The following is a 23,808-nucleotide window of genomic DNA, read 5'->3' on the forward strand; positions in this document are numbered from 1 at the left end:
GGAGGGTCGGCCCGCGCGTCAGGGATGAAAGCAAATCATTCAGGAGATGAACCATGTCCATTCTCGACAAAGTCGTCGCTGCCGTCACCCCGATGGAATCGGACGAGGACCGGGCCAAGGCGCATCGCGATGCGCAGGATCTGGCCGCGTCCAACCCGTGGCTGGATCGTGCCCTGCGCCATCACGAGCAGATCGGCACTGCCTTCGAACGCGCCCGTCACGCCACCACGGAAGGTGACGCGACCACCGCGGTGAAGCAGCTCGCCGACGTGCTGATCGCGCATTCCGTGGCGGAGGAGGTGGTGCTGTACCCCGCGCTGGTGATGGAAGGCCACAAGGGTCACGCCACCATCGCCTACGAAGAACAGACGCTGGCCAAGGTGCAGATGGCCGAACTGGAACGGCTGACTCCGCTGAGCCAGGAATGGCGCGACAAGCTGGAGCATATCCGCGGCGCCGTGCTGCACCACATCTATGAAGAGGAAAGCACCTGGTTTCCGGAACTGGCGCGCGAGGTCAGCGAGATAGACCGCCCCATGCTGGATCAGCGGTTCGAGGAAGAGTACAACCGCTGCCTTCGCAGCACCGCGGTCTGACCCGCATCTTCCTGTCGATGGTGGAAGGGCGGGACACGATCCCGCCCTCCTGTATTTCCACGATCAGCGCGTGGGATAGTTGGGCGCTTCCCGCGTGATCGCCACATCGTGCACATGGGACTCGGACAGGCCCGCATTGGTGATCCGGATGAAGCGCGCGCGTTCCTTCAGGTCGGCGATGGTGGCGGAGCCGGTATAGCCCATCGCCGCCTTGATCCCGCCGACCAGCTGGTGGACCACGTCGCGCGCCGGACCCTTGTACGGCACCTGGCCTTCGATCCCTTCGGGCACCAGCTTCATCTGGTCCTTGATGTCCTGCTGGAAATAGCGGTCGGCGCTGCCGCGCGCCATGGCGCCCACGCTGCCCATCCCGCGGTAGGCCTTGTAGGCGCGGCCCTGATACAGGAACGTCTCGCCCGGCGCCTCCTCCGTACCCGCCAGCAGCGATCCGATCATCACGGCGGAGGCCCCGGCGGCGAGCGCCTTGGCCGCATCGCCGCTGGTGCGCAGGCCGCCATCGGCGATCACCGGCACGTCGCCCGCCGCCGCCGCGCTTTCCATCACCGCCGTCAGCTGCGGCACGCCGACGCCGGCCACGATGCGGGTGGTGCAGATGGAGCCCGGCCCGATGCCGACCTTCACCGCATCGGCGCCCGCGCCGACCAGCGCGCGGGTCGCCTCTGCCGTGGCGACATTGCCGGCGATGACCTGCACCGAATTGCTCAGCTTCTTGACCCGCTCCACCGCCTTGGCGACCTCGCGATTATGGCCATGCGCGGTGTCGATGATGATGACGTCGCATTCGGCATCCACCAGCGCCTCGGTCCGCTCGAACCCCTTGTCGCCCACCGTGGTGGCGGCGGCGACGCGCAGGCGGCCGGTGCTGTCCTTGGTGGCATCGGGATGCAGCACGGCCTTCTCGATATCCTTGACGGTGATCAGGCCGATGCAGCGATAGGCCTCGTCCACCACCAGCAGCTTCTCGATCCGGCGCTGGTGCAGCAGGCGGCGCGCCTCGTCCGAACTGACGCCTTCGCTGACGGTGGCGAGATTGTCGCGCGTCATCAGCTCTTCCACCGGCTGCGCCGGATTGTCGGCGAAGCGGACGTCGCGATTGGTCAGGATGCCGCGCAGGCGGCCGGTGACGTCGGTCACGGGGATGCCGCTAATCTTGTGATGCGTCATCAGGGCCTGCGCCTCGCCCAGGGTGGCATCGGGGCGAATGGTGATGGGGTTCACCACCATGCCGCTTTCGAACCGCTTCACCCGGCGGACGGCATCGCACTGCGCCTCGACCGTCAGATTGCGGTGCAGCACGCCGATCCCGCCCAGCTGCGCCATCACGATGGCCATTTCGGACTCGGTCACAGTGTCCATGGCGGCGGACAGGATGGGGATGTTCAGCCCGATGCCGCGCGTCAGCCGCGTGCGGGTGATCGCCTGGCTGGGCACGATATCACTTTCGGCCGGCCTCAGCAGGACGTCGTCAAAGGTGAGGCCGGTTTCGATTTCCATGAGTGCCACTTGCCTTAGCTGTCGCGCGCGCGCGGTTCGATTCGTGGCGGCCCATGTAACGACAGGGTGTGGCAGGTGCTAGGGGGCGGCGCGGATTGCCGCGCGGGATCGGTCCTACCGGTGGCTTTCGCGCACCGAGACGGCGACGAGCACGGCCGTCGACAGCAGGATGCTGGATACCAGGCCGCCGATCGCCAGAATGCCGCCAGAGGTGAGCTTCACCCGCAGGTCGAGCCCGACATTCTTGCCCATCCAGAGAGATATCTCGCCTGACTGGCGGACAGGCCCGACGGCGGCGGACTTGGCTTCTGCATTCTCCATCACCGATCGAACGAGGCATCACGGGTGCCGTTCCGACGAGCTTACGCCGCCCGGCTACTCGACCGTCCAGCCGCCATCGATGGTGTAGTTCGCCCCATTGATGTTACGCGCCTCGTCCCGGCACAGGAACACGGCCATGGCGGCGACCTCCTCCGGCTGGACGAACTGCCGGGTGGGCTGCTGCTTCAGCAGCACCTTGTCGATCACGTCTTCCCGGCTCATGCCGCGGCTCTTCATCGTGTCGGGGATCTGGTTTTCCACCAGCGGCGTCCAGACATAGCCGGGGCTGATGCAATTGGCGGTGATGCCATCCTGCGCACATTCCAGCGCCAGCACCTTGGTCAGGCCGGCAATGCCGTGCTTGGCGGCGACATAGGCGCTCTTGAACGGGCTGGCGACCAGCGAATGGGCGCTGGCGGTGGCGAGGATGCGGCCCCAGCCGGCCTGCCGCATATGCGGGATCGCCAGGCGCGAGGTGTGAAAGGCGGCAGACAGGTTCAGGGCGATGATCGCGTCCCACTTGGCGGGCGGGAAATCCTCCACCGGGGCCACGTGCTGCATGCCGGCATTGTTGACCAGGATATCCACCGGCCCGGCCCCGGCCATCAGCTCCTCCACCCCGGCCGTGGTGGTGAGGTCGGCCGCAACGAAGTCGGCCTTCAGCTCCTCCTGCAGCGCGGCGATCGCGTCCTCCTCGCCAAAGCCGTTCAGCACCAGCTGCGCCCCTTCCGCCGCCAGCCCGCGCGCGATGGCGAGGCCGATGCCCGACGTGGATCCGGTGACGAGTGCGCGCTTGCCCGAAAGGAACATTCCCTACCTCCTGCCAGTTGATCGGCGTAGACCAGCACTGAAGCGTCAGGCGATCAAGGGAGTTCCATGCGGCTAAACCCATTCAATCCGGGCAGCATCCAGGTGGGTCGCGGCGGTGGCGGCGGTTTTCCCGGCGGCGGCGGTGGTCAGCTCGGCTGCGGGGCGATCGTCATCGCGCTGATCGGCGCGCTGGTGTTCGGCATCGACCCCGGGCAGATGCTGGGCAGCCTGCAAGGCAGCGGCGTGCAGCAGCAGGCAGGCCCCGGCAGCACCTATGGCACGGGCGAGAGCGCGGCCGAGATCTGCGACGACAATGCCTACGCGACAGAGGCGTGCAATGCCCTCGCCTCGCTGAACGAGACGTGGCAGCCGCTGTTCACGCAGGCGGGCGTGCAATTTCAGCAGCCGACGCTGTGGTTCTATCCGGGCAACACATCATCCGGCTGTGGCAATGCGAGTTCCGACGCCGGGCCGTTCTACTGCCCAGCGGATCAGGGCATCTACATCGACACCAGCTTCTACGACACGATGGCGCAACAGATGGGGGCCGAGGGAGACTTTGCCCGCTATTACGTGATGGCGCACGAATATGGGCACCACGTACAGACGCTGACGGGCATTTCCGCCGCGATCCGCCAGGCGCAACAGCAGCGGCCGCAACAGGCCAACCAGCTGCAGGTGCTGATGGAACTGCAGGCCGACTGCTATGCCGGGGTGTGGGCGGGCCGCAACCGCAAGCTGATCGAGCCCGGCGACTTCGAGGAGGGCATGACAGCCGCCAGTGCGATCGGTGACGATACGCTGATGCGCAATGCCGGTCGGCAGGTGAATCCGGAGAGCTTCACCCACGGTTCAAGCCAGCAGCGTATGCAGGCGTTGAGATTGGGGCTAGAATCAGGTGATGACACACAGTGTGACCGTATCGTCGAAGCAGGCTAGCACGCTGGCTGCGGTGCTTGGCGCCGCGCTGGCGCTGCCGGTCTGCGCGCAGGAAGTCGTGACGGACGAGAGCGTGGAAGTGCGCGACGTCGCGCTGCTGCCGCTCGCCGACCTGAACCTGTCGCGAGACGAGATCCCTCCCGTACTGGTGAAGGCGAAAGCCAGCCCTTATGGCAGTGATGGCCTGTCCGACTGCATGGCGGTGCGGTCCGCCATCGGCGATCTGGATGCCGTGCTGGGCGAGGATTTCGACATGCCCAATGTCGAGCCCGCCGGAGGGCTGCAGTTCGGCAAGGTGGCGCGCAGCGTCGTCGGCATGCTGATCCCCTATCGCGGTGTCATCCGCGAAGTGTCCGGCGCGAACGCCCACGCCAAGACCTTCAAGGAAGCGATCGTCGCGGGCATGATGCGGCGCGCCTATCTGAAGGGCCTGGGCCAGGCGATGGACTGCCCCTACCCCGCCCGCCCGGCGACGCCGGAAGTGATCGCCACCTCCATCCTGCTGCGCGACCCGGCGCCTTATGCCACCTTGGGCGAACCGCAGGAGCAGACCGAGGGCGGCGAGGTGCCGGTGGATCCGAACGCGGCCAGGCAGATCGTCTCCACGGACAAGGGCGAGCGGGCCCACCCCTGAGGCCGCGCGCCTTCGGCTGTTGCGCCCGGGTGGCAGGCGGGCACACTGGCGCCATGTTGAAACGATTCGCACTGCCGCTGCTGCTGCTGGCCCTGCCGGCGACGGCCCAGGAACCGGCCCCGTCCCCGCCGCAGCCCGAACCCGCATTGACCGAGGTGATCCTGCAGACCACGCAAGGCCCTATCACCGTCGCGCTGGAGACGGAGCGCGCCCCGCTTACCGCCGGCAATTTCCTGGCCTATGTCGACAGCGGAAAGTTCGACGGAACAGTGTTTTACCGCGCAATGCGGCTCGATTGGGGCGAACAGCCGAACGGGCTGATCCAGGGTGGCACGCAGAACGATCCGGACCGAATCCTGCCGCCGGTCGCGCATGAACGTACCAGCGACACCGGCGTGCTGCACACCGTCGGTGCGATCAGCATGGCACGGCTGGAACCGGGCAGCGCGACGGGCGACTTCTCCATCATGCTCAGCCCGCAGCCGGGCCTGGACGCCGATCCCGCCAGCGACGATCCGGAGCTGCGCGAAGGCTACGCCGCCTTCGGCCATGTGACCGCCGGCATGGATGTGGTGCGGGCCATCTTCGATGCGCCGGTCGATCCGGCCAAGGGCGAAGGCTGGATGAAGGGGCAGATGCTGGCGGAACCGGTGCGGATCGTGACGGCCAGGCGCGTGGAGGCGGCGGCCGAGTAGATCCTACTGCGCGGCGATCCCCACCAGCACCGCCAGGTCGACCACCACCAGGAAAGCGTTGAAGGCGACCAGCAGCCAGCCGGGCAGCCGGGCGGTGTCCGGGTCAGGCCGCAGGGCGCGGCCGGTGATCTCCCGCCAGATGCCCGCCACGAAGCAGAAGGTGGAGAACAGGATCAGCACGATGGCTGTCGCCAGCACCAGCCAGTTCGCCACCAGCCCGTCCAGCAAGGCCCGCGCGCCGATGCCGGAGGCCAGCGATGCAAGGCCGGTGCGCATCCACGCGGCATAGGTCCGCTCCGCCGCCAGCAACGTCCGGTCGGACGCCAGCTGCGTGCGCCGGTCCGCGCTGCCTTCCTGCGTGGCGGCGCTGTCGACCAGCGTGTCCGCACTATCCGCCAGCTTCTCCTGCGCGCGCGCGGCGCGATGTTCGACCTGTTCTGCCATGCCGGGAGAATGCACGAACGACGATCGGGGTTCGCAAGGCTGCGTCGCTATTGGCCGGCCCCGCAGAGAAAAAGGGCGGCCCTGCCGAAGCGGGGCCGCCCTTGTCTCTTCACCTATGGCGGCGGATCAGTAGACCCGCTTCTTCGGCTTGATGTAGCTGATGTCGTCCGTCAGCGTGTATTCGTGCACCGGGCGGTAGTCGATCCGGACGTCCCCGCCCTGCCCGCCCCAGCCGGTGAACCAGGCGACGGTGTGCTTCATCCAGTTGGCGTCATCCCGCTCCGGATAATCCTCATGCGCATGGGCGCCGCGGCTTTCCTGGCGGTTGGCGGCCGAATGCATGGTCACCACCGCTTGCGCGATCAGATTGTCCAGTTCCAGCGTCTCGATCAGATCGCTGTTCCAGATCAGCGAACGGTCGGTCACCGACACATCGCTCATCCGGCCATAGATCTCGGTCAGCTTGGCCTTGCCTTCCTGCATCAGCTCGTCCGTGCGGAACACGGCGGCATGGGCGGACATGGCGCGCTGCATGTCCGTGCGGATCGTCGCGGTCGGGCTGCCGCCGCTGGCGTGGCGGAAGTGGTCCAGCCGGGTCAGCGCGAAGTCGGCGCTGGTCTTGGCCAGTTCCTCCTGCGCGGCGCCGGGCTTGATGATCTCCTTCAGCCGGTGACCGGTGGCCCGGCCGAACACGACCAGGTCGATCAGCGAGTTCGAGCCGAGGCGGTTGGCCCCATGCACGGAGACGCAGGCCGCCTCGCCCACGGCGAACAGGCCCGGCACCACCGTGTCCGGATTGCCATCGGCACCCTTGGTCACGACTTCGCCGTGATAGTTCGTGGGAATGCCGCCCATGTTGTAGTGCACCGTCGGCACCACCGGCAGGGGCTGGCGCGTCAGGTCCACGCCGGCGAAGATCTTGCCGCTTTCCGTGATGCCCGGCAGCCGTTCGCCCAGCACCTTGGGGTCGATATGATCCAGGTGCAGGAAGATGTGGTCCTTGTTCGGGCCCACACCACGGCCTTCGCGGATCTCCAGCGCCATGGAGCGGGAGACGACGTCACGGCTCGCCAGATCCTTGGCACTGGGGGCGTAGCGTTCCATGAAACGCTCGCCTTCGGAATTGGTGAGGTACCCGCCCTCGCCCCGCGCGCCTTCGGTGATCAGCACGCCGGCGCCATAGATGCCGGTCGGGTGGAACTGGACGAATTCCATGTCCTGCAGCGGCAGGCCGGCGCGCAGCACCATGGCGTTGCCATCACCCGTGCAGGTGTGGGCGCTGGTTGCCGTGAAATAGCTGCGGCCGTAACCGCCCGTCGCCAGCACCACGGCCTGCGCGCGGAAGCGGTGGATCGTGCCGTCATCCAGGCACATCGCGATCACGCCGACGCACTTGCCGCCCTGCATGATCAGGTCGATGGCGAAATATTCGATAAAGAAGTCGGCGTCGTACTTCAGGCTCTGCTGATAGAGCGAGTGCAGCATGGCATGGCCGGTACGGTCCGCCGCCGCGGCGGTGCGCTGCACCGGCGGGCCTTCGCCCATGTTCTGCATGTGCCCGCCGAACGGCCGCTGGTAGATCGTCCCGTCCTTGTTGCGGCTGAACGGCACGCCGGCATGTTCCAGCTCGTACACGGCATGCGGCGCCTCGCGCACCATGTATTCGATCGCGTCCTGGTCGCCCAGCCAGTCCGACCCCTTAACGGTGTCGTACATGTGCCAGGTCCAGTGATCGGGCGAATTGTTGCCCAGCGACGCCGCGATGCCGCCCTGCGCGGCCACGGTGTGGCTGCGCGTGGGGAACACCTTGGTGATGCAGGCGGTCTTCAGGCCGGCTTCCGCGCTGCCCATGGTGGCGCGCAGGCCCGAACCGCCGGCGCCGACCACGACCACATCATACATGTGATCGACGATCGGATAGGCGGAGTTCAGCGGCTTGTTCGCGGTCTGCTGCCCGCCGGTCGGCACGTCACCGGTCGTCGGAGAGGGGTTCTCGGCCATCATGCCACTCCAAATGCGATGCGGGCGACAGAAACAAGGCCGAAGGCCGCGCCGCCGAAAACAGCCAGGTTCATCAGGATCAGGGCCGTGAACTTGTTGCCGGATGTATGGAAATAGTCCTCCGCCACGACCTGCAGCCCAAGCCGCGCATGCCAGAAGGTGTTGATCATGATCAGGCTGAGCGCCGTGGCCACGACCGGGTTCCTGATCCAGCCCGTCAGCGTCTCGTAACCGAAGTTCGGCAGCAGCGCGAAGGAGATCACCAGGAAGCCGAGAAGCAGCAGATTGCCCACGGCAGTGAAGCGCTGCAGCAGCCAGTGTCCGACGCCGTGATGGGCGGAGCCGAGGCCCCGTACGCGCCCGAGGGAGGTTCCTTTAGCCATTATATCCCCGAAAAATAGTGCAGCTTGCCGTCAGAACAGTACGATGGCGGCCCAGAAGACCACCGTCAGGATAATGCCGCTGGCGGTGCAAGCCACCGCAAAGCGCTTGTTGGTGGTGAGTTCGTAGCCGGCGCCGACATCCAGCACGAAGTGCCGCAAGCCGGAGCTCATGTGATTGAAGAACGCCCAGCTCAGCCCGACCAGCACGATCATGCCCGGGATCGATCCGGCGACCGACCGGAAGGTCTCGTAAGCTTCCGGCCCACTGGCCAGCGACCCCAGCCACCACAGCAGGACCGGGAGGCCGACAAAGGCCATTCCGGTGCCCGACACGCGATGCAGGATGGAGGTCAGCATGTGCGGACCCCACTTCCAGATCTGCAGATGGGGCGAAAGCGGACGGTTTGCCATATGAACTATACCGGTTGTGTGTGCAGTTCCGCCTCCCTTAGCGGAACGGCCCGTCAGGGCAAGGCTGTCGCTTGGCCACAACCGCCGGATCGCGTAAGGGGCCCCGCCATATGGACACGCTCACCATCCTCGTCACCGGCTCCAGCCGCGGCATCGGTGCCGCCATCGCCGCGCAACTGCGCGACCGCGGCGCTCGCGTGATCGGCCAGGCCACCAGGGCGGCGGACGCCGACACGATCGCCGCCGACTTCTGCGAACCCGGCGCGCCCGACCTGCTGTGGCATACCGCGCTGGAACGGGCCGGCGGGCGGATCGACGCGCTTGTCAACAATGCCGGCCTGTTCGCCGCCAACCCGCTGGACACCAGCGATATCGCCTGGCTGGACGGGTGGGAGGACACGCTGCGCATCAACCTGACCGCCGCCGCGCAGCTCAGCCGCTTCGCCGTGCGCCACTGGCAGGAACGGGAGAGCGGCGGCCGCATCGTCCACGTCGCCAGCCGCGCGGGCCATCGCGGCGACAGTCCGGCGCACTGGCACTATGCCGCGGCCAAGGGCGGGATGCTGGCGCTGCACAAGACCATCGCGCGGGCCTATGCCGCGCAGGGCATCCTGTCCTTCGCCGTGGCGCCGGGCTTCACCGACACGGCCATGGCCGGCGACTATCTGGCCAGCCGCGGCGGGCCGGGCCTGCTGGCCGACATTCCGCTGGGCCGGGTGGCGGAGCCGGAGGAGATCGCCGCCATCGCCACCTTCTGCGCGCTGGATGCCCCCGCCAGCATGACCGGCACCACCATCGATGCCAATGGCGCCAGCTATGTCCGCTAGGATCGCCGCACTGGCCACGCTGCTGCTGGCGGGCTGCGCCAGCGCCGGTTCCATGCCGGAAGCTGCCGCTTCTGCCGATCGCGGCGCCGCCTGGGCCGCGCGCTGCACCGACGAGGATTCGTGGGATCGCCCCGGCCCGCCGTTCCACGTCTACGGCAACACCTGGTATGTGGGCACCTGCGGCATCACCGCGCTGCTGGTGACGGGCGAGGACGGCCATGTGCTGATCGACGGCGGCACCGAGGCCGGCGCCCCGCTGATTGCCGCCAATGTCGAGGCACTGGGCTTCAAGCTGTCCGACATCAAGCTGTTGCTGACGAGCCACGAACATCACGACCATGTCGGCGGCACGGCGGAGCTGCAGCGCCTGACCGGCGCCCGCCTGCTCTCCTCGGCGGAGGCTGCGCCGGTGCTGGCGAGCGGCAAGGCCGATCCGGCGGACCCGCAATTCGCCATCGCCGACATCTTTCCGCCCGCACGGGTAGACGGCACCGTCACACCGGGCGAACCGGTGCGGCTGGGCGATCTGGCGCTGACCCCGGTCGCGCAGCCGGGCCATACGCTGGGCGCGCTCAGCTGGCACTGGCAGGCTTGCGAAGACGAGGTCTGCCGCACGATCGTCTATGCCGACAGCCTGACGCCCATCAGCGCAGACGGCTACCGCTTCACGGACGCCCCCGCGCTGGTCGAAGGCATGCGCGCCGGGCTGGACCGGCTGGCCGCCCTCCCCTGCGACCTGCTGCTGACCCCGCATCCGATGGCCAGCCGCATGAAGCAGCGGCTGCAGGCGGGCGAACTGGCGGGCGAAGGCCAGTGCCGCGCCTATGCCGACACCAAGCGCCGATCGCTCGACGAGCGGCTGACGAAAGAAGCCGCGCGATGAGCTGGAAATTGCTCGCCCATGCCCCCCGCGATGCCGTGCGGCAGGCGCTGGTGACGCATGAGCGGATGGAGGAAAGCGGCGACTGGGACAGCGACATGGTGCTGACCGGCAGTGAAGTGGCGGAAGACCGGCCGCTCGACTGGCAGCTGGAAGCCTACCTGCCGCGACGGCCCGCGGCGGCCGATCGCAAGCTGCTGGCCCGGCTGTTCGGCGGTGACGCGCCGGAGATCCGGACGGAGAAGCTGCCCGAGACGGACTGGGTGACAGAGACGCAGCGCAGCGTCACCCCGATCCGCGCCGGCCGCTTCCATGTGCACACGCCCGATTTCCCGGCCGACTTCGCCCCCGGCGTGGTGAATTTCACCATTCCCGCGGCGCAGGCCTTCGGCACCGGTCAGCATGCGACCACCGCCGGATGCCTGGCGATGCTCGACGCCATGAAGCAACGGGGCACCATGGTGCGCAATTGCGTGGACATCGGCACCGGCACCGGCCTGCTGGCCTTCGCCGCGCTGGCGCTCTGGCCGCGCGCCCAGGCCACCGCCAGCGACATCGACGCGGTGTGCGAGGGCGTGGTGGCGGAGAACTGCCGCCTGAACGGCATCGCGCAGGGCACCGCGCGCGGCGCGCTGGCAATGGTGACCGCACCCGGAACCGACCACCCGCTGATCCATGCGCGCGCGCCCTATGACCTGATCATGGCCAACATCCTGGCCGGGCCGCTGATCGGGCTGGCGGGCGACTTCGCCGATCTGGTCGCGCCGCGCGGCAATCTGGTGCTGGCCGGCCTGCTGCAGACGCAGGAGGCGGCCGTGCGCGCCGCCTATCGCACGGCGGGCTTCCGCCTGGCGGCGCGGATCGTCAATGGCGACTGGTCGATCCTGTGGCTGCGGCGCCGCTGGCAGCCCGCCTGATCCGCTGGACCCGCCTGGCCGGACTGGTGCTGGCCGGGGCGGTGGCGCTGTTCGCACTGACGGCGGGGATCGGCAGCTCCATCCCGCGCAATGCCGGATGGCAGGCGCCGACACGCGGCGTCACCATCATGGTGGAGACCAACGGCGTCCACACCGCGCTGGTGCTGCCGCTGGTGACCGAGCAGGCCGATTGGCGGCGGGTCTTTCCCGTGCAGCACATCGCGGCTGCCGGGCGCCCCTACACCCACCTGGCGATCAGCTGGGGAGAGCGGGAGGTGTTCCTCCACACGCCGACCTGGTGGGACCTGCGCCCCGGCACGGTGGCACGGATCGCCGGGCTGGGTGGCGACGGGTTGCTGCATGTGGCGCATTATGTGCGCCCGGCTCCCTCCCCCAACCTGCGCCCATTGGTGCTGCGGCCCGAAGAATATCGCCGGCTGGTCGCGGCGATCGGCCGCAGCCTGCCGCAGACCGGGGCGCGGCATTATCCGGGCTATGGCCCGCAGGACGTGTTCTATGACGCCCCGGGACACTACACGGTGCGCAACACCTGCAACCAGTGGACTAGCGACATGCTGGCGGCGGCGGGCGTGCGCATCGGGTGGTGGACGCCGGTTGCCGGCGGGGTGATGAAGTGGGTGCCTGAGGTTCGCAGCGGTGATATGCCAAGGTGAGGGCCGCTTACGACCTATTGCCGCCCGTTGCGAAAACGTGAGAAAAGCCGATCGATGGTCGAATACCACCACCTGCACCCCGGCGAGCAGATGCCAGAAGTAGCTGACGACGATCCGTGGCTCATCATCGAGGCGAGCGATGATGGTCGCTTCTTCGGCAGCGGCTACGGTTTCAAGACGTCGGGCAAAGGCGTTTTTTATGCCTCCTTACCAGAAAGCGATGTTTCTCTTGAGGCGGCACTCGCCGCAGCGACAGAGTGGGCGCGGGAGCGAGGAGTTCCGCAAATCTGGGTTCAGACAAGTCCGGCCCCCTAAACGTCCGTTTCCCACCCCTTACAGCCGTTTTGCAGCTCGGGCCGGACCTACCCCGCAGCAGCCACGATCGCTGCCCAGGCCGCCTCGTCGATTACTTCGATGCCCAGTTCGGCCGCCTTCTTCAGCTTGGAGCCAGCGCCCGGCCCCGCGACGATCAGGTCAGTCTTGGCGCTGACGGTGCCGGCCGCACGGGCGCCCAGCCGTTCGGCTTGCGCCTTGGCCTCGTCCCGGCTCATGGTTTCCAGCTTGCCGGTGAACACCACGATCTTGCCGGCGACCGCGCTGTCGCGTGTCTCCACCGTGAAGGGCGGCGGGTCGACCTCGCCCAGCAGATCGTCCCACAGGTCGCGATTGTGCGGTTCGTGGAAGAAGTCGCCCAGCGCCTCCACCACCACGGGGCCGACGCCGTCGATGGCCAGCATCTCCGCCGCGGCATCCGTGTCGCCCGCACGGGCCGTCTCCGCCGCGGTGCGCAAGGCCGGCAGCGTGGCGAAATGCTTCAGCAGGTCGCGCGCGGTGACCGCGCCGACATGGCGAATGCCAAGGCCGAACAGCAGCCGGGCGGCATCGGGCTGCCGGTGCGCCTCAATATTCGCCAACAGGTTATCCACAGACTTGCCCTGCCACCCTTCCCGCCCGACCAGATCGGCCCGATGGCGGTGCAAGCGGAAGATGTCGGCCGGACCATGCGCCAGCCAGCCGAGGTCCAGGAACTCGGCGATCGTCTTCTCGCCCAGCCCTTCGATGTCGAGCGCGGCCCGGCTGGCGAAATGGCGCAACCGCTCGAATGCCTGCGCGCGGCAGACCAGCCCGCCGGTGCAGCGCACATCGACCTCGCCCTCCGCCGCGACGGCTTCGCTGCCGCAGACGGGGCAATGGTCGGGGAACGTGTAAGCGTCTCGCGGCTCCTCACGGGTGAGGTTCTCCACCACCTGCGGGATCACGTCGCCCGCGCGCTGGATCACCACCCGGTCGCCGGGGCGCACGCCCAGCCGCGCGATCTCGGCGCGATTGTGCAGCGTGACATTGGTGACGGTGACGCCACCGACCAGCACCGGCGCCAGCCGGCCGACCGGCGTCAGCTTGCCGGTGCGGCCGACCTGGATGTCGATCGCCTGCAGTTCGGTCTCGGCGCGTTCGGCCGGGAACTTGTGCGCCATGGCCCAGCGCGGCGCCTTGGCAACGAAGCCCAGCCGCTGTTGCAGGGCCAGACTGTCCACCTTGTAGACCACGCCGTCAATATCATAGGGCAGCCCTGCCCGACGCTCCCCGATGGTGCGGTAATGGTCCAGCAGCGCCTGCGTGCTCTCCACCCGCACCAGATCGGGCGAGACCGGGAAGCCCCAAGCGCGCAAGCTCTGCATCACCCTGAACTGGCTGTCCGCCGGCAGGGCGCTGACCGCGCCCCAGCCATGGGCCAGGAAGCGCAGCGAGCGCCGGGCGGTGATCGCCGGATCCTTCTGCCGCAGCGATCCCGCCGCGGCGTTGCGGGGGGTGGCGAACTGGCGGACGGCGCTTTCGTCGAACCCCTCGCCCCCGCTGGCGCGGGCATCGTCCATCAGACCTGCGTTGAGCGCGGCAAAGGCCTGTTTTTCCATGTAGACCTCGCCCCGCACCTCGAACAGGTCGGGCGCGCCGGTGGGCAGGTGCTGCGGGATGTCGGGGATATGCGCGACATTGGCGGTGACGTTCTCCCCCACGGAGCCATCGCCGCGCGTGGCGGCGAGGACCAGCTGCCCGCCTTCGTAACGCAGCGAGCAGGACAGCCCGTCGATCTTGTCTTCCGCTGTGAAGGCCAGCGGCTCCTCCGCCGCCAGGCTGAGGAACCGGCGGATGCGGGCGACGAACTCCGCCACCTCCTCGTCGCTGAAGGCATTGTCCAGGCTCATCATGCGCTGGGCATGGGTGACCTTGGACAAGGGCGAACTTGCGACCTCGTGCCCGACTGCGGTGCTGGGCGAGTCCGGGCGGACGAGGTGCGGAAACGCCGCCTCCAGCTCCGCATTGCGGCGGACCAGCGCGTCATACTCGGCATCGCTGATCTCGGGCGCATCCTGCGCATGGTACAGGCGGTTGTGGCGGGCGATGGTGCGCGCCAGCCGCATCAACTCGTTGGCGGCATCAGCTTCGGTCATCTCGGGCATGGCTATCGCGCAATCAACCGCCGGTCGGACGCGAAGGTCCAGCCGCCTTCCTGCCAGCGCATGGTCCAGCGGGTGGCGGGCTGGCCGGAGGCATTGGTCCAGCCGGTGCAATGGTCGGGGTCGCTGCAGGCAAAGCCATAGGCCTGCAGCAGCACCGCGCGCTCGCCCGTGATGCGGTCCATCAGGCCCGGTGCCTGCGCGCACCGGTCACGCGGCGCGAGGCGAGGGAAGCGGGCCATCAGCGCCTTCTCCTGCTCTGCCGGCAATCCGCCTGGCGACAGTTCGACGCAGACCGTCGGCGGGTCCGCCGCGGCACCCGGCCCATCAAAGAACCCGGCCAGTGCCCGCTCCAGCAGCGCGGCCCCGAAGGCTGCGCGATCCTGCGCCAGGGCCGGCGCGGACGCATCACGCATGGGCGGCGCGCAGCCGGGCAGGCCAGCGAGGGCGCATAAGGGGATGGCCAGCAGGATCTTGAAAGAGGGCATGGCTGGTCAGAAATCCACTTGTGGCGGCACGGCGCCGTCGAAGGCATTGTCGGCGAACGGGCCCGCACGATCCACCCAGTGCAGGAACAGGTGCGCGGACCACCGGTTCGGGTTCGGCGCCGTACGCCCGTGATGGTGATGCACGCCCTGATACAGCACCGCATCGCCCGCCGCCATCGACACGGATGCAGCGCGATCCTCCGTCCGGAAGCCGGTATCGGCGCGCTGGTAAGGCTCGGCGATCGGCTCGCGCGCGACCTCCAGCGGCCAGGCGATATCGTCCGCATAGGCGAGCGTCAGGGACAGGCTGTGCTGGCACGATGGCCGGTCGCCATGCACGCGGCAGATGTCCCCCTGCCGGTAGACCCGGAAGTAGCAGTAGCTGGGCAGCAGCGATGCCCCGACCAGCTGCTCCACCGCCGCTGTCAGGCCCCAGTGGAAGGTGGCGAAGGGGGCGTAATGGTGGCCGTACAGCTCGATTGCCGGAGAGGCCAGCAGCGGCCCCTGCTGCTGCAACCGGGCCAGATCCACGCCCTGCCGGTGAAAATCGGTCCGCATGCGGGCAAGCAGGCCTCGCGCCACTTCCGCCGGGATCAGGGCCCGCAGATGCTGATATCCGTCGCGCCGATAATCGCCGGCGACCACCTCGACACTCACGATCAGACCCCTTCCAGCAAACGTTCGGCCTGCGCGCGCGCTTCGCTGGTGATCTCCGCGCCCGACAGCATGCGCGCGATCTCCTCCTGCCGGCCGGCTTCGTCAAGCAGGGTGACGGAGGTGCGGGTCACGACGCCTTCGCTGGACTTGGCGATGAGGTAATGCGTGCCCCCGCGGGCGGCGACCTGCGGGCTGTGCGTCACCGCCAGCAACTGCCCGCCACCGCCGCCGGCAGGACCAGCCAGCCGCGCCAGACGCTCACCGATGGCGCTGGCGACCGCGCCGCCCACGCCCCGGTCGATCTCGTCGAAGATGATCGTGGCCGCGCCGCCCTGCTCGGCCAGCGCGACCTTCAGCGCCAGGATGAAGCGCGACAGTTCGCCGCCGCTGGCAATCTTGTTCAAGGGTGCGAAGGGCGCCCCGGGGTTGGTGGCGATCAGGAACTCCACCGCATCCATGCCCTGCGGCCCCCAGCGCTCTTCCGGCAAGGCGGTCACAGCCGTGCGGAAGCGCGCGGCATCCAGCCGCAGCGGCGCCAGCTCCGCCGCGACCGCCGCATCCAGCCGGACGGCGGCGGACAGCCGCGTGGCATGCAGTGCCTCGGCCGCCGCGCGATAGGCGGCGCCGGTGCGTCCGGCTTCGGCCACCAGCCCGGCGATCTCGGCATCGCCGGCCTCGATCGCGTCCAGTGCAGTGCGCATCTGCTGCATTCGGCCAGGCAGGTCGTCGGGCTCACAACCATGCTTGCGGGCCAGCGCGCGCAGATCGAACAGGCGGGTCTCCACCCGGTCGAGTTCATTCGGGTCGAAGGCCAGTGCCTCCGCCGCCTCGTTCAGCTTGTCCTCCGCCTCGCCCGCCTCGATCACGGCTCGGTCCAGTGCCGCCAGCGTTTCGTTCAGCAGCGGATGCTCGCCGGCGATCCGGTCCAGCCGGCGCGCGGCGATGCGCAGCTGGGCGAGTGCGGAGTCCGACCCGTCCCACACCTGGCGCAGCGCATCGAGGTCACCCGCCAGCCGCTCGCCCCGCTGCATGTCGGCCCGGCGCAAGGCGAGCTGCTGCTCCTCCCCCGCCTGCGGTTCGGCGGTGGTGAGTTCGGCCAGGTGAGCCAGCAGCAGGTCCTGCTCGGCCCGTGCGGCCTCCACCGCCGCCCGCGCGGTGGCCAGCCGCCCCTCGGCATCGCGCCATGCGGCCCAGGCCTGCTCCACCCCGGCGACCTCGCCCCCGGCATAGCGGTCCAGCAAGGCCCGGTGGCCGCGCGGATTGACCAGGCCGCGATCATCGTGCTGCCCGTGCAGTTCCACCAGCGCAGGGGCGATCTGCCGCAGCAGGGCGGCGCCGACGGGCTGGTCGTTGATGAACGCCTTGGACCCGCCATCGGCGCGCACCCGGCGGCGCAGGATCAGCGGCTCGCCCGGCTCCGCCTCCACCTCGGCCTCGGCCAGAGCCTCCGCGATCAGCGGCGGCAGGGCGGCGAATTCGAAGGTGGCGGTGACATTGGCCTGGTCCGTGCCGGCGCGCACCAGCAGCGTCTCCGCCCGGTTGCCCAGCACCAGGCCCAGTGCGTCCAGCAGGATGGACTTGCCCGCGCCCGTCTCCCCCGTCAGCACGCCAAGGCCCGGACCGAAAGTCAGGTCCAGCCCTTCGATCAGGACGACGTTGCGGATGGCGAGGGCGGTGAGCATCGTTCACCAACCGTTCTAATGCATCAAAGGTGCCGCGTCACCTGCGATACATGCAGGCGCGGCAGGCGATCAGCCGCTGATCGCAGCCAGCTGCGCCTCGGCCTCCGGCGCATGCTTTTCCATCAGGGCGAAGGCCTTCTTGTACCAGTCGCTGCCCGGATAGTTCGCGCCCAGCACGGCCGAATATTTCTGCGCTTCCACCGGGATGCCCAGCGCCAGGCTGGTTTCCGTCAGGCGGTACAGCGCCTCTGCCGCGTGGCTGGTGGTCTGGTAGTTTTCCACCACGTTCTGGAACCGGACCTGCGCCGACAGCCAGTTGCCGGCCCGCTGGTAGAAGCGGCCGATCTCCATGTCCTTGCCCGCAAGGTGATCGTTGACCAGATCGACCTTCAGCCGGGCGTCGGAGGCATATTCGCTCTGCGGATAGCGGCGCTGCACTTCGGTCAGCGCGGTCAGCGCCTGTTCCGTGATGCGCTGGTCGCGGTCCACGTCGCTGATCTGCTCGTAATAGGACATGGCGATCAGGTAATAGGCGTAAGGCGCATCCTTGTTGCCCGGATGGATCGACAGGAAACGCTGCGCCGACTGGATCGCCTTGTTGTAGTCGCGCTGCAGGTAATAGGTGAAGGCGCTCATCAACTGGGCCCGGCGCGCCCAGGGCGAGTAGGGATGCTGGCGCTCCACCTCGTCGAACAGGGCGGCGGCGCGCAGCGTGTCGCCACGGTCCAGCCGGTCCTTCGCCGCGGTGTAGAGCGATTCCACATCCCGCGCGACATAGGCGGTGTCCACGCCGCTGCCGCCATCGCGGCCCCCGCCGCAGCCTGACAGGACGATTGCGGGGGCGAGGATGGCGAAGGACAGACGACGCAGGTTCATGGCTGCGCTATAGCCGCGCCTCGCGTGAACGCCAAGTGAAGTGACGCGGGCCGGCACCCTCATTCCTCGCCCATCCGCAGCGCGGCGATGAACGCTTCCTGCGGGATCGAGACGTTGCCATATTCGCGCATCCGCGCCTTGCCCTTCTTCTGCTTTTCCAGCAGCTTCTTCTTGCGGCTGATGTCGCCGCCATAGCATTTGGCGGTCACGTCCTTGCGCAGCGCGGCGATGGTCTCGCGCGCGATGACCTTGCCGCCGATCGCCGCCTGGATCGGGATCTTGAACAGGTGACGCGGGATCAGGTCCTTCAGCCGCTCGCACATGCCGCGCCCGCGTTCTTCCGCCACGGCACGGTGGACGATCAGGCTGAGCGCGTCGACCGGCTCGTTGTTGACCAGGATGCTCATCTTCACGAGGTCGCCCTCGCGCAGGCCGATCTGCTCGTAATCGAAGCTGGCATAGCCGCGGCTGATGCTCTTCAACCGATCGTAGAAGTCAAACACGACCTCGTTCAGCGGCAGTTCGTAGCTGACCTGTGCGCGGCCGCCCACGTAAGTCAGCTCCGTCTGGATGCCGCGCCGGTCCTGGCACAGCTTCAGGATGGAGCCGAGATATTCGTCGGGCGTGTAGATCGTGGCCTTGATCCACGGTTCCTCGATCGTCTCGATCCGGCTGGGATCGGGATAGTCGGCCGGATTGTGCAGCAGGATCTCGGCCGCGTCCTCCGTCCGGCTGGCGCGCAGCTGGATGCGATAGACCACGGACGGCGCAGTGGTAATCAGGTCCAGATCATATTCGCGGCTCAGCCGTTCCTGGATGATCTCCAGATGCAGCAGGCCCAGAAAGCCGCAGCGGAAACCGAAGCCGAGCGCCGCGCTGGTCTCCATCTCGTAGGAGAAGCTGGCATCGTTCAGCCGCAGCTTGCCGATGCTTTCGCGCAGCTTTTCGAAATCGGCGGCGTCGACCGGGAACAGGCCGCAGAACACCACCGGCTGCACTTCCTTGTAGCCGGCGAGAGCTTCCTTCGCGCCGTTCTTCACGGTGGTGATGGTGTCGCCGACGCGGGCCTGCTCCACCTCCTTGATCTGCGCGGTGATGAAGCCGATCTCGCCCGTGCCGATCTCCGGCAGTTCCTCCCGCTTGGGGGTGAAGCAGCCGACGCGGTCCACCAGGTGCTCGGTGCCGCCCTGCATGAACTTCACCTGCATCCCCTTGCGGATCGAGCCGTCGATCACGCGCACCAGGATGACGACGCCCAGATAGGGGTCGTACCAGCTGTCCACCAGCATGGCCTTCAGCGGCGCCTTCGGGTCGCCGGACGGGGCCGGGATCTTGCGGACCACCGCCTCCAGTATGTCCTGGATGCCGATGCCCGACTTGGCGGATGCCAGCACCGCATCGCTGGCGTCCAGGCCGATGATGTCCTCGATCTCCGCCCGCACCTTCTCCGGCTCGGCCGCGGGCAGGTCGATCTTGTTGATGACGGAAACGATCTCGTGATCGTGCTCGATCGACTGGTACACATTGGCCAGCGTCTGCGCCTCCACGCCCTGCGCCGCATCCACCACCAGCAGCGCGCCCTCGCAGGCGGCCAGCGACCGGCTGACCTCATAGGCGAAGTCGACATGGCCGGGCGTGTCCATCAGGTTCAGCGCATAGGTCTCGCCATCGCTGGCGGTGTAGCTGAGGCGCACGGTCTGCGCCTTGATGGTGATGCCGCGCTCCTTCTCGATATCCATGTTGTCCAGCACCTGCTCGCTCATCTCGCGATCGGTCAGGCCGCCGGTGAACTGAATCAGGCGATCCGCCAGCGTGGACTTGCCATGGTCGATATGCGCGATGATGGAGAAGTTGCGGATGCGGGAAAGCTCGGTCATCGCGCGCCGATAGCAGCGTGTGCCCGCCTTGGGGAGTGGTCTGGCGCGCGCCCGCGATGTTTACAGCAAACGGCCGAAAAGTGCGCGCACCTGCGGGTCGGCGAGCGGGTTGTTGGTGGCGGGCGCGGTGGCGCGATCGAGATCGGCGATGGCGGCGAGAAGCGCGGAATCGCTGAACTTGCGCTGCACCCCCTTGTAGATGCCGCGCCACATGCGCGGCTGCAGCGTGCCGGTGATGGCCAGCGGCAGGCGATCGCCCCCTGTGAACTTCCAGCGGGGCTGTGTGCGGCCGGTGAGCGCGGTGGTCCAGGCGGCGATGAAGGAGCCGGCGGCGGGGTGGCGGCGCAGGCGGTAGGCGCTTTCGCGGCTGAGGCCGATCATCTGCGCGGCTTTGCGCACGCAGCCGGTCTGGGCGAGGAGGCCGATGAAGCGGGCTTGTCGCGCCGGGGTCCAGCCGTCGCGGCGGGCGCGAAGCGGGACCGGGAGGAAGGCGGGGAGGCGCAGGTATGGCTGCATGGGCTTGCGGCGGCGCGGGGTGTTGCGGCGGTTGCTCAGGCGTGGGCGCCGTGGCAGTGCTTGTACTTGTTGCCGGAGCCGCAGGGGCATGGGGCGTTGCGGCTGATCTCCTGCCCGGCCCACGGATCGTCCATGTTCGCGCCGCCCGGCCCGCTGGCCGCCGTCGGCGATCCGGCGAGCGAACCCAGGAACGCCTCCTGACCCGTGGCGCGGCTCGAATTGTCGCTGTCGTCCGTGCCGAACAGCGGATCGATATGGCCGGTCAGGAAGTCCGGCAGTTCGGGCAGCGGCGGCGGGGCGACCGGCTGCGGCATGCGCAGCTCGCTCTTCATCAGCACGCGGGTCACGTCGGTGCGGATGCCTTCCAGCATGGATTCGAACAGGCCGAACGCCTCCTGCTTGTATTCGTTCAGCGGCGTCTTCTGGGCGTAGGCACGCAGGAACACCACCTGGCGCAGCGCGTCCAGCGTGGCCAGATGCTCCTTCCAGTTGTGGTCCAGCCGCTCGATCAGCACGCCCTTTTCCACCGAGCGCCAGATCTGCGGGTCGAGGCCGTCCAGCTTGGCGGCCATCTTCTCGTCCGCCATGGCGACGATCCGTTCCTCGATCAGTTCGGGCTCGATCGCTTCCTCGTTCAGCCAGGCGTCGATCGGCAGGTCGAGGCCCAGCACGTCGTCGGCCTTCTCCTTCAGCCCGGCCAAGTCCCACTGTTCGGGATAGGAGCCCGGCGGGCAGGCATTGGCGACCATGGTGTTGATCGCATCCTGCCGCATGTCGTGGACCACATCGTCCACGGCTTGCGCATCCATGACCTCGGCGCGCTGTTCGTAGATCACCTTGCGCTGGTCGTTCATGACGTTGTCGTATTCGACGACCTGCTTGCGCGATTCGTAATTGCGCGCCTCGACCTTCTTCTGCGCCTGCTCGATGGCCTTGCTCAGCCACTTGGAGCCGATCGCCTCGCCCTCGCCCAGATTGCTGTTCAGCATCTTGGAGAACAGCGTGTCGGGGCCGAAGATGCGCAGCAAATCATCCTCCAGGCACAGGTAGAAGCGCGACAGGCCGGGATCGCCCTGCCGGCCGGACCGGCCGCGCAGCTGGTTGTCGATCCGGCGGCTTTCGTGCCGTTCGGTGCCCAGCACGAACAGGCCGCCGGCGGCACGCACCTGCTCCCGCTCGGCGGAGATGGTCGCCTTGATGCGGTCGATCGCTGCGTCGCGCTCCGGCCCTTCGGGCATGTCGCGCAGCTCGTCCTCGATCGTGAATTCGACATTGCCGCCCAGCTGGATGTCGGTACCGCGGCCCGCCATGTTGGTGGCGATGGTCACCGCGCCCAGCCGCCCGGCCTGCGCCACGATATGCGCCTCCCGCTCGTGCATGCGGGCGTTCAGCACCTCGTGCTTCACGCCTTCCTCCGTCAGGAAGCGGCTGAGCAGTTCGGATTTCTCGATGCTGACCGTACCGACCAGCACCGGCTGGCCGATCTCGTTCTTCTCGCGGATGGCCTTGGCGATGGCGCGGAACTTGTCCTGCGTGTTCTTGTAGAACTCGTCCTCCTCGTCGATCCGCTGCACCGGCACGTTGGTGGGGATCTCGACCACGTTCAGCTTGTAGATGTCCCAGAACTCCATCGCCTCGGTCGCGGCGGTGCCGGTCATGCCGGACAGCTTGGGATACATGCGGAAATAGTTCTGGAAGGTGATCGAGGCCATGGTCTGGTTCTCGGGCTCGATCTTCACGCCCTCCTTCGCCTCGACCGCCTGATGCAGGCCGTTCGACCAGCGCCGGCCATCCATCATGCGGCCGGTGAATTCATCGATGATGACGACCTTGCCGTCCTTCACGATGTAGTCGATGTCGCGCTTGAACATGACCACCGCCTTCAGCGCCTGGTCCAGATGGTGGACGACCATCGTGTTCTCGACATCGTAGAGGTTGTCGGTCGCCAGCAGGCCGGCGGCGGCGAGGCGGCGCTCCACCTCCTCGGTGCCGTCTTCCGTCAGGGAGACGTTGCGCGACTTCTCGTCCGCCTCGTAATATTCGGGCTCCAGCTCCTTCACCACCGCATCCAGGGAGACGTAGAGGTCGCTCTTGTCCTCTGTCGGGCCGGAGATGATCAGCGGGGTGCGCGCCTCGTCGATCAGGATGGAGTCGACCTCGTCCACGATGGCGTAGTTGAAGGGGCGGTGGACCTGCTGGCTGCGTTCCTGCTTCATGTTGTCGCGCAGGTAGTCGAAGCCGAATTCGTTATTCGTGCCGTAAGTGATGTCGGCGGCGTAGGCTTCGCGCCGCACGTGCTCCGGCAGGTTGGGCACGATCACGCCGGTGGTCAGCCCCAGCCAGCCATACAGCCGGCCCATGGTCTGCGCGTCACGGCTGGCGAGGTAATCGTTGACGGTGACGACATGCACGCCCTTGCCCGGCAGCGCGTTCAGATAGGTGGCGAGCGTCGCCACCAGGGTCTTGCCCTCGCCCGTGCGCATCTCCGCGATCTCGCCCCGGTGCAGCACGATGCCGCCGACCATCTGCACGTCGAAATGGCGCATGCCCATGACCCGGCGCGACGCCTCCCGCACGGTGGCGAAGGCTTCGGGCAGGATGTCGTCCATCGTCTTGCCGGCGGCCAGCTGCTCGCGGAACTTGGCGGTCTGCCCCTGCAGCGTGGCATCGTCCATCGCCTGGATCTCGGGCTCCAGCGCGTTGATCTGGTCGACGATCTTCAGCAGGCTTTTGACATGGCGTTCATTGGCCGAACCGAACAGCGACTTGGCGAGCGAATGGAACATGGATGATCCTTGGGATGTAGGTGCGGCGGCGCGGCGGCGGCCTGAATATGGTGAGCGGCAGGCGCGGCATGGCGCGGCCTGCGAAGGACGCCCGACAGCGGGGCGAGCGTCGATAGGATGCGTAAGGCGCGCTACTCGCGCGCGCGGTCAGCCTGCAGGTAGACGGTCGGCACGCGGCTGACCGGCAGAAGGTACAGTGCCGGGCGGGACCGCTCCTGCACCCACCGTGCCGCAGGTGCCGCGCCGATCAGGCGGGCGACCGCAATCGGCGCCGAGGCCGTGGCCGAAGCCGCCACCTGGTCCGCCGCTTCCACCACCTGCACCGCATGCGCAGGCGTACCGATCGCGGCAAAACCGGCGCACAAGGCCAGCAAAGTCAGAAGGTGGCGGATCATCGGTCGCGGAAATAGGGCACCTCGACCG

25 protein-coding genes are annotated in these 23,808 nt (G+C 67.9%); 9 read left to right on the plus strand and 16 right to left on the minus strand.

Going from position 1 to position 23,808, the window contains the following annotated elements; all coding sequences use genetic code 11:
- Positions 1–53: 53 nt before the first annotated feature.
- Positions 54–596, plus strand: a complete 543-nt coding sequence (locus D5S08_RS00495) for a hemerythrin domain-containing protein (protein ID WP_121114448.1) — start codon at positions 54–56, stop codon at positions 594–596.
- A gap of 63 nt (positions 597–659) precedes the next feature.
- Here the strand turns inward: D5S08_RS00495 and guaB are convergent, their stop codons facing one another.
- From guaB to D5S08_RS00510, 3 genes are all read right to left on the minus strand, one after another.
- The gene (gene guaB / locus D5S08_RS00500; protein WP_121114544.1) at positions 660–2,111 is read right to left on the minus strand and encodes an IMP dehydrogenase; all 1,452 of its coding nucleotides are present in this window, start codon (positions 2,109–2,111) and stop codon (positions 660–662) included.
- A gap of 114 nt (positions 2,112–2,225) precedes the next feature.
- Positions 2,226–2,432 (minus strand): hypothetical protein, encoded by a 207-nt coding sequence (locus D5S08_RS00505; RefSeq protein WP_121114450.1) that lies wholly within the window; start codon positions 2,430–2,432, stop codon positions 2,226–2,228.
- Positions 2,433–2,486: 54 nt separating this feature from the next.
- Positions 2,487–3,242 (minus strand): 3-hydroxybutyrate dehydrogenase, encoded by a 756-nt coding sequence (locus tag D5S08_RS00510; protein ID WP_121114452.1) that lies wholly within the window; start codon positions 3,240–3,242, stop codon positions 2,487–2,489.
- A gap of 66 nt (positions 3,243–3,308) precedes the next feature.
- On the opposite strand from D5S08_RS00510, the gene ypfJ reads away from it, so the two are divergent.
- Genes ypfJ through D5S08_RS00525 form a run of 3 tightly spaced genes read left to right on the plus strand, consistent with a single transcriptional unit; the run spans position 3,309 to position 5,510 of the window.
- On the plus strand, positions 3,309–4,181 hold the full coding sequence (gene ypfJ / locus D5S08_RS00515; RefSeq protein ID WP_121114454.1) for a KPN_02809 family neutral zinc metallopeptidase: 873 nt from the start codon (positions 3,309–3,311) through the stop codon (positions 4,179–4,181).
- Positions 4,156–4,815: a hypothetical protein gene (locus D5S08_RS00520; RefSeq protein WP_126665460.1), complete on the plus strand. Its 660-nt coding sequence runs from the start codon at positions 4,156–4,158 to the stop codon at positions 4,813–4,815. The genes ypfJ and D5S08_RS00520 overlap by 26 nt, the downstream gene beginning before the upstream one ends.
- A gap of 53 nt (positions 4,816–4,868) precedes the next feature.
- Positions 4,869–5,510 carry a peptidylprolyl isomerase gene (locus D5S08_RS00525; RefSeq protein WP_121114458.1) on the plus strand — a complete coding sequence of 214 codons (642 nt, stop codon included), beginning with the start codon at positions 4,869–4,871 and terminating at the stop codon, positions 5,508–5,510.
- A gap of 3 nt (positions 5,511–5,513) precedes the next feature.
- On the opposite strand, the gene D5S08_RS00530 is transcribed toward D5S08_RS00525, so the two are convergent.
- From D5S08_RS00530 to sdhC, 4 genes are all read right to left on the minus strand, one after another.
- Positions 5,514–5,954, minus strand: a complete 441-nt coding sequence (locus D5S08_RS00530; RefSeq protein ID WP_121114460.1) for a YidH family protein — start codon at positions 5,952–5,954, stop codon at positions 5,514–5,516.
- Positions 5,955–6,080: 126 nt separating this feature from the next.
- On the minus strand, positions 6,081–7,886 hold the full coding sequence (gene sdhA, locus D5S08_RS00535; protein ID WP_162301892.1) for a succinate dehydrogenase flavoprotein subunit: 1,806 nt from the start codon (positions 7,884–7,886) through the stop codon (positions 6,081–6,083).
- 68 nt (positions 7,887–7,954) lie between these two features.
- On the minus strand, positions 7,955–8,338 hold the full coding sequence (sdhD, locus tag D5S08_RS00540) for a succinate dehydrogenase, hydrophobic membrane anchor protein (RefSeq protein ID WP_121114464.1): 384 nt from the start codon (positions 8,336–8,338) through the stop codon (positions 7,955–7,957).
- A gap of 30 nt (positions 8,339–8,368) precedes the next feature.
- Positions 8,369–8,749 carry a succinate dehydrogenase, cytochrome b556 subunit gene (gene sdhC / locus D5S08_RS00545; RefSeq protein ID WP_121114466.1) on the minus strand — a complete coding sequence of 127 codons (381 nt, stop codon included), beginning with the start codon at positions 8,747–8,749 and terminating at the stop codon, positions 8,369–8,371.
- 110 nt (positions 8,750–8,859) lie between these two features.
- On the opposite strand from sdhC, the gene D5S08_RS00550 reads away from it, so the two are divergent.
- From D5S08_RS00550 to D5S08_RS00570, 5 genes are read left to right on the plus strand one after another with little or no spacing between them, the layout of a single operon-like run.
- Positions 8,860–9,576 (plus strand): SDR family NAD(P)-dependent oxidoreductase, encoded by a 717-nt coding sequence (locus tag D5S08_RS00550; RefSeq protein WP_121114468.1) that lies wholly within the window; start codon positions 8,860–8,862, stop codon positions 9,574–9,576.
- Positions 9,566–10,459 (plus strand): subclass B3 metallo-beta-lactamase, encoded by an 894-nt coding sequence (gene bla, locus D5S08_RS00555; RefSeq protein ID WP_121114470.1) that lies wholly within the window; start codon positions 9,566–9,568, stop codon positions 10,457–10,459. The genes D5S08_RS00550 and bla overlap by 11 nt, the downstream gene beginning before the upstream one ends.
- Positions 10,456–11,373, plus strand: coding sequence for a 50S ribosomal protein L11 methyltransferase (locus D5S08_RS00560; protein ID WP_121114472.1), 918 nt, complete (start codon positions 10,456–10,458; stop codon positions 11,371–11,373). Before bla ends, D5S08_RS00560 begins: the two co-directional genes overlap by 4 nt.
- On the plus strand, positions 11,343–12,047 hold the full coding sequence (locus D5S08_RS00565; protein ID WP_241557137.1) for a DUF2459 domain-containing protein: 705 nt from the start codon (positions 11,343–11,345) through the stop codon (positions 12,045–12,047). The genes D5S08_RS00560 and D5S08_RS00565 overlap by 31 nt, the downstream gene beginning before the upstream one ends.
- A gap of 54 nt (positions 12,048–12,101) precedes the next feature.
- The gene (locus D5S08_RS00570; protein WP_121114474.1) at positions 12,102–12,362 is read left to right on the plus strand and encodes a hypothetical protein; all 261 of its coding nucleotides are present in this window, start codon (positions 12,102–12,104) and stop codon (positions 12,360–12,362) included.
- Positions 12,363–12,409: 47 nt separating this feature from the next.
- Here D5S08_RS00570 and ligA read toward each other — a convergent pair whose 3' ends face one another.
- The 9 genes from ligA to D5S08_RS00615 all read right to left on the minus strand — a co-directional run bounded on the left by ligA (position 12,410) and on the right by D5S08_RS00615 (position 23,780).
- Entirely contained in the window at positions 12,410–14,497 is a 2,088-nt protein-coding gene (ligA, locus tag D5S08_RS00575) for an NAD-dependent DNA ligase LigA (protein WP_241557138.1), read from the minus strand.
- A gap of 11 nt (positions 14,498–14,508) precedes the next feature.
- Positions 14,509–14,991 (minus strand): hypothetical protein, encoded by a 483-nt coding sequence (locus D5S08_RS00580; protein WP_121114476.1) that lies wholly within the window; start codon positions 14,989–14,991, stop codon positions 14,509–14,511.
- A 6-nt stretch (positions 14,992–14,997) separates the two neighbouring features.
- Positions 14,998–15,648 carry a hypothetical protein gene (locus tag D5S08_RS00585; protein ID WP_121114478.1) on the minus strand — a complete coding sequence of 217 codons (651 nt, stop codon included), beginning with the start codon at positions 15,646–15,648 and terminating at the stop codon, positions 14,998–15,000.
- Between the two features lie 2 nt (positions 15,649–15,650).
- The gene (gene recN, locus D5S08_RS00590) at positions 15,651–17,330 is read right to left on the minus strand and encodes a DNA repair protein RecN (protein ID WP_121114480.1); all 1,680 of its coding nucleotides are present in this window, start codon (positions 17,328–17,330) and stop codon (positions 15,651–15,653) included.
- Between the two features lie 69 nt (positions 17,331–17,399).
- On the minus strand, positions 17,400–18,206 hold the full coding sequence (locus D5S08_RS00595) for an outer membrane protein assembly factor BamD (RefSeq protein WP_121114482.1): 807 nt from the start codon (positions 18,204–18,206) through the stop codon (positions 17,400–17,402).
- A 59-nt stretch (positions 18,207–18,265) separates the two neighbouring features.
- Positions 18,266–20,083 carry a translation elongation factor 4 gene (gene lepA / locus D5S08_RS00600; RefSeq protein ID WP_121114484.1) on the minus strand — a complete coding sequence of 606 codons (1,818 nt, stop codon included), beginning with the start codon at positions 20,081–20,083 and terminating at the stop codon, positions 18,266–18,268.
- 60 nt (positions 20,084–20,143) lie between these two features.
- A complete protein-coding gene (locus tag D5S08_RS00605) occupies positions 20,144–20,599 on the minus strand; it encodes a hypothetical protein (RefSeq protein WP_121114486.1) in 456 nt (151 codons plus the stop codon).
- A 35-nt stretch (positions 20,600–20,634) separates the two neighbouring features.
- Entirely contained in the window at positions 20,635–23,385 is a 2,751-nt protein-coding gene (secA, locus tag D5S08_RS00610; RefSeq protein ID WP_121114488.1) for a preprotein translocase subunit SecA, read from the minus strand.
- A 131-nt stretch (positions 23,386–23,516) separates the two neighbouring features.
- Positions 23,517–23,780: a hypothetical protein gene (locus tag D5S08_RS00615; RefSeq protein ID WP_126665461.1), complete on the minus strand. Its 264-nt coding sequence runs from the start codon at positions 23,778–23,780 to the stop codon at positions 23,517–23,519.
- Positions 23,781–23,808 lie beyond the last annotated feature (28 nt).

It is taken from the genome of Croceibacterium ferulae (assembly GCF_003660445.1).
Taxonomy (GTDB): Bacteria; Pseudomonadota; Alphaproteobacteria; order Sphingomonadales; family Sphingomonadaceae; genus Croceibacterium; species Croceibacterium ferulae.

What these genes read in the sequence shown, in the direction of transcription:
- D5S08_RS00495 (WP_121114448.1), top strand. Translation starts at nt 54, where the DNA reads ATGTCCATTCTCGACAAAGTCGTCGCTGCCGTCACCCCGATGGAATCG.
- guaB (WP_121114544.1), bottom strand. Translation starts at nt 2,111, where the DNA reads ATGGAAATCGAAACCGGCCTCACCTTTGACGACGTCCTGCTGAGGCCG.
- D5S08_RS00505 (WP_121114450.1), bottom strand. Translation starts at nt 2,432, where the DNA reads ATGGAGAATGCAGAAGCCAAGTCCGCCGCCGTCGGGCCTGTCCGCCAG.
- D5S08_RS00510 (WP_121114452.1), bottom strand. Translation starts at nt 3,242, where the DNA reads ATGTTCCTTTCGGGCAAGCGCGCACTCGTCACCGGATCCACGTCGGGC.
- ypfJ (WP_121114454.1), top strand. Translation starts at nt 3,309, where the DNA reads ATGCGGCTAAACCCATTCAATCCGGGCAGCATCCAGGTGGGTCGCGGC.
- D5S08_RS00525 (WP_121114458.1), top strand. Translation starts at nt 4,869, where the DNA reads ATGTTGAAACGATTCGCACTGCCGCTGCTGCTGCTGGCCCTGCCGGCG.
- D5S08_RS00530 (WP_121114460.1), bottom strand. Translation starts at nt 5,954, where the DNA reads ATGGCAGAACAGGTCGAACATCGCGCCGCGCGCGCGCAGGAGAAGCTG.
- sdhD (WP_121114464.1), bottom strand. Translation starts at nt 8,338, where the DNA reads ATGGCTAAAGGAACCTCCCTCGGGCGCGTACGGGGCCTCGGCTCCGCC.
- sdhC (WP_121114466.1), bottom strand. Translation starts at nt 8,749, where the DNA reads ATGGCAAACCGTCCGCTTTCGCCCCATCTGCAGATCTGGAAGTGGGGT.
- D5S08_RS00550 (WP_121114468.1), top strand. Translation starts at nt 8,860, where the DNA reads ATGGACACGCTCACCATCCTCGTCACCGGCTCCAGCCGCGGCATCGGT.
- bla (WP_121114470.1), top strand. Translation starts at nt 9,566, where the DNA reads ATGTCCGCTAGGATCGCCGCACTGGCCACGCTGCTGCTGGCGGGCTGC.
- D5S08_RS00560 (WP_121114472.1), top strand. Translation starts at nt 10,456, where the DNA reads ATGAGCTGGAAATTGCTCGCCCATGCCCCCCGCGATGCCGTGCGGCAG.
- D5S08_RS00570 (WP_121114474.1), top strand. Translation starts at nt 12,102, where the DNA reads ATGGTCGAATACCACCACCTGCACCCCGGCGAGCAGATGCCAGAAGTA.
- ligA (WP_241557138.1), bottom strand. Translation starts at nt 14,497, where the DNA reads ATGACCGAAGCTGATGCCGCCAACGAGTTGATGCGGCTGGCGCGCACC.
- D5S08_RS00580 (WP_121114476.1), bottom strand. Translation starts at nt 14,991, where the DNA reads ATGCCCTCTTTCAAGATCCTGCTGGCCATCCCCTTATGCGCCCTCGCT.
- recN (WP_121114480.1), bottom strand. Translation starts at nt 17,330, where the DNA reads ATGCTCACCGCCCTCGCCATCCGCAACGTCGTCCTGATCGAAGGGCTG.
- D5S08_RS00595 (WP_121114482.1), bottom strand. Translation starts at nt 18,206, where the DNA reads ATGAACCTGCGTCGTCTGTCCTTCGCCATCCTCGCCCCCGCAATCGTC.
- lepA (WP_121114484.1), bottom strand. Translation starts at nt 20,083, where the DNA reads ATGACCGAGCTTTCCCGCATCCGCAACTTCTCCATCATCGCGCATATC.
- D5S08_RS00605 (WP_121114486.1), bottom strand. Translation starts at nt 20,599, where the DNA reads ATGCAGCCATACCTGCGCCTCCCCGCCTTCCTCCCGGTCCCGCTTCGC.
- secA (WP_121114488.1), bottom strand. Translation starts at nt 23,385, where the DNA reads ATGTTCCATTCGCTCGCCAAGTCGCTGTTCGGTTCGGCCAATGAACGC.
- D5S08_RS00615 (WP_126665461.1), bottom strand. Translation starts at nt 23,780, where the DNA reads ATGATCCGCCACCTTCTGACTTTGCTGGCCTTGTGCGCCGGTTTTGCC.